10 protein-coding genes are annotated in these 6,482 nt (G+C 68.4%); 7 read left to right on the top strand and 3 right to left on the bottom strand.

Going from position 1 to position 6,482, the window contains the following annotated elements:
• Positions 1–361: hypothetical protein (locus tag V2S04_RS08505; RefSeq protein WP_413638096.1), on the top strand; the 361-nt coding region annotated here is incomplete at its 5' end.
• Between the two features lie 180 nt (positions 362–541).
• Here V2S04_RS08505 and V2S04_RS08500 read toward each other — a convergent pair.
• Positions 542–934, bottom strand: a complete 393-nt coding sequence (locus V2S04_RS08500; protein ID WP_413638095.1) for a hypothetical protein — start codon at positions 932–934, stop codon at positions 542–544.
• A gap of 60 nt (positions 935–994) precedes the next feature.
• On the opposite strand from V2S04_RS08500, the gene V2S04_RS08495 reads away from it, so the two are divergent.
• The 4 genes from V2S04_RS08495 to V2S04_RS08480 all read left to right on the top strand — a co-directional run bounded on the left by V2S04_RS08495 (position 995) and on the right by V2S04_RS08480 (position 2,711).
• Entirely contained in the window at positions 995–1,384 is a 390-nt protein-coding gene (locus V2S04_RS08495; protein WP_413638094.1) for a DUF2510 domain-containing protein, read from the top strand.
• Between the two features lie 105 nt (positions 1,385–1,489).
• Positions 1,490–1,615 (top strand): hypothetical protein, encoded by a 126-nt coding sequence (locus tag V2S04_RS08490; protein WP_413638093.1) that lies wholly within the window; start codon positions 1,490–1,492, stop codon positions 1,613–1,615.
• A 4-nt stretch (positions 1,616–1,619) separates the two neighbouring features.
• Positions 1,620–2,273 carry an NAD(P)H-hydrate epimerase gene (locus V2S04_RS08485; protein WP_413638092.1) on the top strand — a complete coding sequence of 218 codons (654 nt, stop codon included), beginning with the start codon at positions 1,620–1,622 and terminating at the stop codon, positions 2,271–2,273.
• 54 nt (positions 2,274–2,327) lie between these two features.
• Positions 2,328–2,711 (top strand): hypothetical protein, encoded by a 384-nt coding sequence (locus tag V2S04_RS08480; RefSeq protein WP_413638091.1) that lies wholly within the window; start codon positions 2,328–2,330, stop codon positions 2,709–2,711.
• Positions 2,712–2,770: 59 nt separating this feature from the next.
• Here V2S04_RS08480 and V2S04_RS08475 read toward each other — a convergent pair whose 3' ends face one another.
• Together V2S04_RS08475 and V2S04_RS08470 are read right to left on the bottom strand one after the other, a co-directional pair.
• The gene (locus tag V2S04_RS08475) at positions 2,771–4,267 is read right to left on the bottom strand and encodes a SulP family inorganic anion transporter (protein WP_413638090.1); all 1,497 of its coding nucleotides are present in this window, start codon (positions 4,265–4,267) and stop codon (positions 2,771–2,773) included.
• 116 nt (positions 4,268–4,383) lie between these two features.
• The gene (locus V2S04_RS08470; RefSeq protein WP_413638089.1) at positions 4,384–4,968 is read right to left on the bottom strand and encodes a helix-turn-helix domain-containing protein; all 585 of its coding nucleotides are present in this window, start codon (positions 4,966–4,968) and stop codon (positions 4,384–4,386) included.
• Between the two features lie 96 nt (positions 4,969–5,064).
• Between V2S04_RS08470 and speB the strand changes: the two genes are divergently transcribed.
• Positions 5,065–6,066 carry an agmatinase gene (gene speB / locus V2S04_RS08465; RefSeq protein WP_413638088.1) on the top strand — a complete coding sequence of 334 codons (1,002 nt, stop codon included), beginning with the start codon at positions 5,065–5,067 and terminating at the stop codon, positions 6,064–6,066.
• Entirely contained in the window at positions 6,063–6,467 is a 405-nt protein-coding gene (locus tag V2S04_RS08460; RefSeq protein ID WP_413638087.1) for a nuclear transport factor 2 family protein, read from the top strand. The genes speB and V2S04_RS08460 overlap by 4 nt, the downstream gene beginning before the upstream one ends.
• Positions 6,468–6,482: the final 15 nt, after the last annotated feature.

Raw genomic sequence — 6,482 nt, 5'->3', positions numbered from 1 at the left:
GCGCAGCGAGTTCTGGTTCTCCAGCGCCGCGCACCGACGGCCGTCTTTCGCACCCGGCGATCTGGTGCTGGTCTACGCGAAAGACGCGCACGCTTGCTACGCGATTGTGGAGGTCGTCGACGAGCCGCGGAACGACCCACGGTACATTGTGGAACGAGGTGGCCGTCCCGAAGAAGAAGCGAACAGATGGCCATGGGTGAACCGGACGACACCTCGGCTGGTCCCGACGAGCGAGCGCCTCGTCAGGCCCGTTGATCTGGGCTTCACTGGTCAAGGACTTCAAGGCGGACACAAACGGATCGGGCTACCGGAGTTCGTGGTTGCTGTTCGAGCGCTCGGCGGCGAGAGCGAATCGGTCTAGCGGGACCGGGAGCGACGCGACGCGCGATCAAACTGGTTGACAGACAACTCGTAGCCGCGACGATCCCCTCTGTTCCACGAGACGGTGCGGCTTCCGTGCGGTAACGGATGTGGATGGAACCGATCAGGCGGGCGGCCGAATGCCACTCCCGGCTCGGAGGGTCATGCAGTGCGAATGAAACTATTCGGTCGTGGCGCCGAAGCGCGCCAGGGCGGGGTCGACTACCTGCGCCTCGAGATAGCTCACTGCCATCTCAGCCAGAGTCGCGAAGCGTAGGTCCGTCAGCTCGACACCCCGATGACTCCGAGGAGGATCCGGGAGCCGAAAGTTGCGCAAGTTGTAGGACCCCGAGAGCTCGCCATCCGGAAGATCGACATCTGGTCGAAGCGCGCCGCTGACGGCAAGTCCGTACTGATCCTCAAAGCAGGCGACGTCGGCGATCGCCGCACCCGACTCCACGTTGTACAGCTCGGCAATCGCTTCTAGGTCGCGGAATGACAACGATCTACCCGGGTAGCGATACCGAGCGACGATTCGAGTAGCCCTCACGCGCTTCGGGAAGGAGTCGCGCACGTCTCGACGCTACTGTGTCTCGGAGGTGGCGAGGATGCCAGACAAGAGAGAGGAACTCGGATGGCTGAGGCACAGGCGGGCTGGTACGACGACGGATCCGGAACGATGCGGTGGTGGGACGGACAGCAGTGGACCGACGCCGTGCAGCCGCCTGCTCCGAAAGAACCCGGCCTCGACGGGATGATCAACCGGGCACGCGCCGACGCAGAAGCCGGAGCCCAGCCGCGCCCCGCGCCGCAGGGCATGAGCTACGTCGTGCTGCAGGTGGTGCTGAAAGAGAAGTTCTTCGGCAGTGGATCGGGCAATCTCACCGAGCTCGAGAAGGTGATCAACAAGCAGGCCGCTCTCGGGTACCGACTGCACACGATCACCACCTCCTCGTCGGGCAGCACCGGCTTCGGCGGCGGCGACCGCATCCAGGCGACGATGGTGTTCGAACGGCTGACTTGAGAGCTCGCGCCCCGCAGATGCGGAGGTAACAGTGATCGGGAGGGGCGTTCGATGTCCCCCTCGCGGGGGATCCCCGCAGCCCGGCTCCCGCGTACAGTCGCGGTCATGGATATCGCGTCGATGATCATGGGCGGTTCGATCGCGTCGGTCATGTGGATCGCCTTCTACCCCTGGGCGAAGCTCCGCCGGCTCAGAGGCCTGGAGTCCGAGGCCGACGGTACGGCTTCGTAAGAGCATGGCCACCACCGTTCCGACCTTCACCGCCGCGCAGGTGCGGGCGGCGGAGGCGCCGCTGCTCGCAGCCGGGGTGCCGCTGATGCGCCGTGCGGCCACCGCGCTCGCCGAGGTGATCGCTGCGCAGAAGCCCGAGCGGATGCTGGTGCTCGCAGGTCCTGGCGACAACGGCGGCGACGCGCTGTTCGCCGCCGCCGATATCGCCGCGGGCGGCGTTCCCGTCGACATCCTGCGCACCTCCGATCGCGTTCACGAAGAGGCGCTGCGGGCGGCGACGGAGGCCGGTGCGATGGGCATCCGTCTCGACGAACTCGATCCTTCCGCCTATGACGTCATCGTCGACGGCATCCTGGGCATCGGCGCGCGCGGCGCTCTGCGCGGGCAGGCCCGCGATGCGGTAACCGCGCTGCTGTCGGCATCCGCTGTGGTCATCGCCGTCGACCTGCCCAGCGGACTCGACGCCGATACCGGCGCTGCCGACGACGTCGTGCTCGCCGCGAGGACGACGGTGACCTTCGGCGCGGTCAAGGCCGGTCTCACCCGGCGCGAGGGGCCCCGGCTGTGCGGGCGGATCGTGCTCGTCGACATCGGGCTGTCGCTCGACCCGGACGATGCGGTGGGTGAGGCTGCGGTGGCCGAGAGGCGGGCCGGTTAGTCGCCGGTCCTGCTGACCGATGGCGCCTGCCCGCCGCGAACTAGGCTCGAGGTCGTGTTCGGTTCATCCGTCGAGGTGCAGGTCGATCGTGAGAGCGTCGCCGCCGGCGACGATGTCGTCTCGCATGCCGCGGTGGTGCGCGTGCGGCGGGGCACGCGTCTGAGCGCTGTCATCGAGCAGGTGTCGCCGGATGTGCGAGCGCCGGGCTGGTCGTGGGTGGTGCTGGTCGATGGCGTGACCGCCGCGGTCTGGTCGGTCGATCACGGCGTGCAGTTGCTCATCGACAACCGTCGGATGACGCAGAAGTCGGTGACGATCATCTTCCGCTACTTCCTTCAGATCGATCCGGCATGGCTGTTCTCCCGACTGGCGCAGGGCGCCCCGCCGAACCGAGAGGCGCTGCGCGCCGAGTTCCAGTCACCAAATCAGGCGCGCTGACCCGTGCTGAGAACCGTAAGTGTGCACTGAGCTGAGGGTCGCTCGGACGGATGCGGAACCTACTCGAACCCGCCGCTCAACCGTCCATGGAACGCCCCGCTCGCGTCGTTCATCCCCACGATCTCGACCGTTTTCCCGTACGCCGCATACTTCGTTTCGATGGCATCCAGCGCCGCGACGGTCGACGCATCCCACACATGCGATCGCGATAGGTCGATCACCACAGACGAAGGGTCGGCAGAATACGAGAACAGCGTCGTCAGGTCGTTGCTCGACGCGAAGAACAGTTCGCCGGTCACGACGTACCGAGCGACACCGTCCGACTCCGACCGGCTCACGTCGACAAGGTGCGCCACCCGGCGCACGAACAGCACCGACGCGACCAGCACGCCGCCGACGACGCCGACCGCGAGGTTGTGCGTCAGCAGCACGAGCACGACGGTCGAGACCATCACGAAGGTCTCGCTCTTCGGCATCCGCTTCAGCGTCGACGGGCGCACGCTGTGCCAGTCGAAGGCGCCGATCGCGACCATGATCATCACCGCGACCAGCGCAGCCATCGGGATCGTCGCGACGAAGTCGCCGAACACGACCACGAGCAGGAACAGGAAGATGCCGGCGCAGAACGTCGAGATGCGGGTGCGCGCCCCCGACTCCTTCACGTTGATCATCGTCTGGCCGATCACCGCGCATCCGCCCATGCCGCCGAACGCGCCCGAGAGGATGTTCGCGACTCCCTGCGCCCAGGCCTCGCGGCCCTTGCGCGAGTGGGTGTCGGTGATCTCGTCGACCAGCTTCGCGGTGAGCAGCGACTCCATCAGCCCGACCAGCGCGACGGCGAGCGCGAACGGCGCGATGATCGTGAACGTCTCCCACGTGAGCGGCACATTCGGGATGAACAGCGACGGCAGGCTGCGAGGCAGCTCACCCTGGTCGCCCACGGTCGGCACGGCGATCGCGAACGCGAGCACGACACCGGTGACGATCACCACCGACACGAGCGGCGCGGGGATCACCCTCGTGATGCGCGGCATCACGATCATCACCGCGATCCCCAGCGCGACCAGCGGGTAGACCAGCCACGGCACGTCGATCAGCTGCGGGAACTGCGAGCTGAACACGAAGATCGCCAGCGAGTTCACGAACCCGACCATCACGCTGCGGGGGATGAACCGCATCAGCTTCGCCACCCCCAGCACGCCGAGGATGACCTGGAACACCCCGGCGAGGATCACCGTCGCGATGAAGTACTCGAGGCCGTACGTCGGCGCCACCGGCGCGATCACCAGCGCCACGGCTCCCGTCGCCGCGGTCACCATCGCCGGCCGGCCGCCGAGGAACGCGATCGACACCGCCATGATGAACGACGAGAACAGCCCCACCTTCGGGTCGACCCCGGCGATCACCGAGAACGCGATCGCCTCGGGGATCAGCGCCAGTCCGACCACGAGACCGGCGAGCACCTCGCGGGTCAGCATCCGCGGGCTCTTCAGCGCGGTCAGCACCGACGGGTTCGGCCGGTAGCGGGCGGGATCATCGACGGATGCGGTGGACATGAAGGCTCCTGAGCGCGCCTCGAGAGGGGGATGAGGCAGACGTTCCAGCGTAGAGCGGATGCCGGCGGGTGCCGTGCGGGATTCCCTGTCGCCCGACGGCGCTCGGGCACGCCCGCTCAGGCCGACCCGCTCCACGGTGCGGGCACGATGACCCACGCGACGCTCGCCGCGGAGCCGCCGGTGACCTCCCACGTGTGCGGCTGGCGGCCGGGGAAGGTGAGCGCGTCGCCGGCGGTGAGCACGACCGACCGGTCGGTGAAGCGCACTGTCACCTCTCCCGAGATGACGTGCAGCACCTCGACATCGCAGTTGATCGTGTAGAGCTCGGCGCCGCCGTGCGCGTGCGGCTCGAGCTCTGAGCGCAGCAGCTGCACGCGCTCCTCGCTGCGCGGCGACAGCAGGCGCTCGTCGGCGTGCATGCCGCCGAGGTTGATCCGCGGCGCCTCGTCGAACGTCGTGTGGTGGATCTCGGGCTCGGTGAACAGCGCCCCGACCGGCAGCGAGAGCACCTGGCACAGCTGCACGAGGGTCGACACGCTCGGCGAGGTCTCGTCGCGCTCCACCCGGCTGAGGAATCCCTTCGACAGACCGCTGGTGGCCGCCAGCTGGCTCAGCGACATGCCCTGACTCGTGCGCGCGGCGCGCAGCTTCGCGCCGATCGGGGCGGTGACGGCGTCGGCGTGGGGGTGGATGGCGCGCATGGATCTCCCATTCGCGGGCGGATGCTCTTGACGCACGGGCCCGGCGAGGATAGGTTCACAGAAAGGTTGCTTATAGAGTATCGAAGGTTGTCAAATATGCAACACCCAGTTTCCGGCGAGAACGAGCTCACGCCCCGCGGGCCGGTGGACGCGAGCGTCGTGCCGCGCTTCGCGGGGATCGCGACATTCGCGCGTCTGCCCCGCCTCGACGAGGTCGGCCGTGCCGAGGTCGCGATCGTCGGCGTGCCCTTCGACAGCGGAGTCAGCTACCGCCCCGGCGCCCGGTTCGGCCCCTCGCACGTGCGCGAGGCCTCCCGCCTGCTGCGCCCGTACAACCCCGCACAGGACGTGTCGCCGTTCGCCTCGCAGCAGGTCGCCGACGCCGGTGACATCGCCGCCAACCCGTTCGACATCACCGCGGCCGTCGCCGAGATCGAGGCGGGAGCGCGAGCCCTGCGCGCCCATGCCGATCGACTGGTCACGATCGGGGGAGACCACACCATCGCGCTGCCGCTGCTGCGCGATGTCGCCGCGAAGCACGGCCCGGTCGCCGTGCTGCACTTCGACGCGCACCTCGACACGTGGGACACCTACTTCGGCGCCCCCACCACCCACGGCACGCCGTTCCGGCGCGCATCGGAGGAGGGGCTCATCGACATGACCGCGAGCATGCACGTCGGCACCCGCGGGCCGCTCTACGACAAGAGCGACCTCGAAGACGACGAGCGCCTCGGCTTCGCGATCATCACCAGCGAGTACCTCGAGACGCACGGCGTGGCCGCCGCGATCGACCGGATGCACGCCCGCATCGGCGACAAGCCCCTCTACATCTCCATCGACATCGACGTGCTCGACCCCGCCCACGCCCCCGGCACCGGCACCCCCGAGGCCGGCGGCATGACCAGCCGCGAGCTGCTGCGCATGCTGCGCGCGCTCGCCGGGTTCAACATCGTCGGTGCCGACGTCGTCGAGGTCGCCCCGGCCTACGATCACGCCCAGCTCACCGCGGTGGCCGCGAGCCACGTCGTCTATGAGCTGCTCAGCGCAATGGCGCCTCGGCCCACAGGCATCCGCACCTCCGAAGGAGACCGCACATGACCACTCCCGACCCGAACGCGGTGGCCGATGCGGCCGCCGCGATCGTCGACGCCTTCGCGGCGACCGACACCGCCCGGTACTTCGACGCGTTCGCGACGGATGCCACCTTCGTCTTCCACACCGAGCCCGCCCGCCTCGACAGTCGCGCCGCCTACGAGCACCTCTGGGCGCAGTGGCTCGAGAGCGGCTGGAGTGTGCTCTCGTGCGCATCCAGCGATAGCCGCGTGCAGGTGTTCGACGGCGGCGGCATCTTCACGCACACGGTCGACACCACGGTGCACACCGCCGACGGCGAGGAGTCGTACCGCGAGCGCGAGACTATCGTGTTCGCGCTGCACGGCGAACGGCTGATCGCCGTGCACGAGCACCTCTCTCCCCTCCCCTCCACCGAGACGCCCTGACCCCTCACCCTGCGC

The sequence above is a fragment of the Microbacterium sp. OR21 genome (genome assembly GCF_047306785.1).
GTDB lineage: Bacteria > Actinomycetota > Actinomycetes > Actinomycetales > Microbacteriaceae > Microbacterium > Microbacterium esteraromaticum_E.
Note: the sequence above shows the minus strand (reverse complement) of the source record. Positions and strands in the feature narration are given on the sequence as shown.

Coding starts and splice junctions, on each gene's coding strand:
- V2S04_RS08495 (WP_413638094.1), top strand. CDS start 995: ATGGCTGAGGCACAGGCGGGCTGGTACGACGACGGATCCGGAACGATG.
- speB (WP_413638088.1), top strand. CDS start 5,065: ATGCAACACCCAGTTTCCGGCGAGAACGAGCTCACGCCCCGCGGGCCG.
- V2S04_RS08490 (WP_413638093.1), top strand. CDS start 1,490: ATGGATATCGCGTCGATGATCATGGGCGGTTCGATCGCGTCGGTCATG.
- V2S04_RS08460 (WP_413638087.1), top strand. CDS start 6,063: ATGACCACTCCCGACCCGAACGCGGTGGCCGATGCGGCCGCCGCGATC.
- V2S04_RS08475 (WP_413638090.1), bottom strand. CDS start 4,267: ATGTCCACCGCATCCGTCGATGATCCCGCCCGCTACCGGCCGAACCCG.
- V2S04_RS08470 (WP_413638089.1), bottom strand. CDS start 4,968: ATGCGCGCCATCCACCCCCACGCCGACGCCGTCACCGCCCCGATCGGC.
- V2S04_RS08485 (WP_413638092.1), top strand. CDS start 1,620: ATGGCCACCACCGTTCCGACCTTCACCGCCGCGCAGGTGCGGGCGGCG.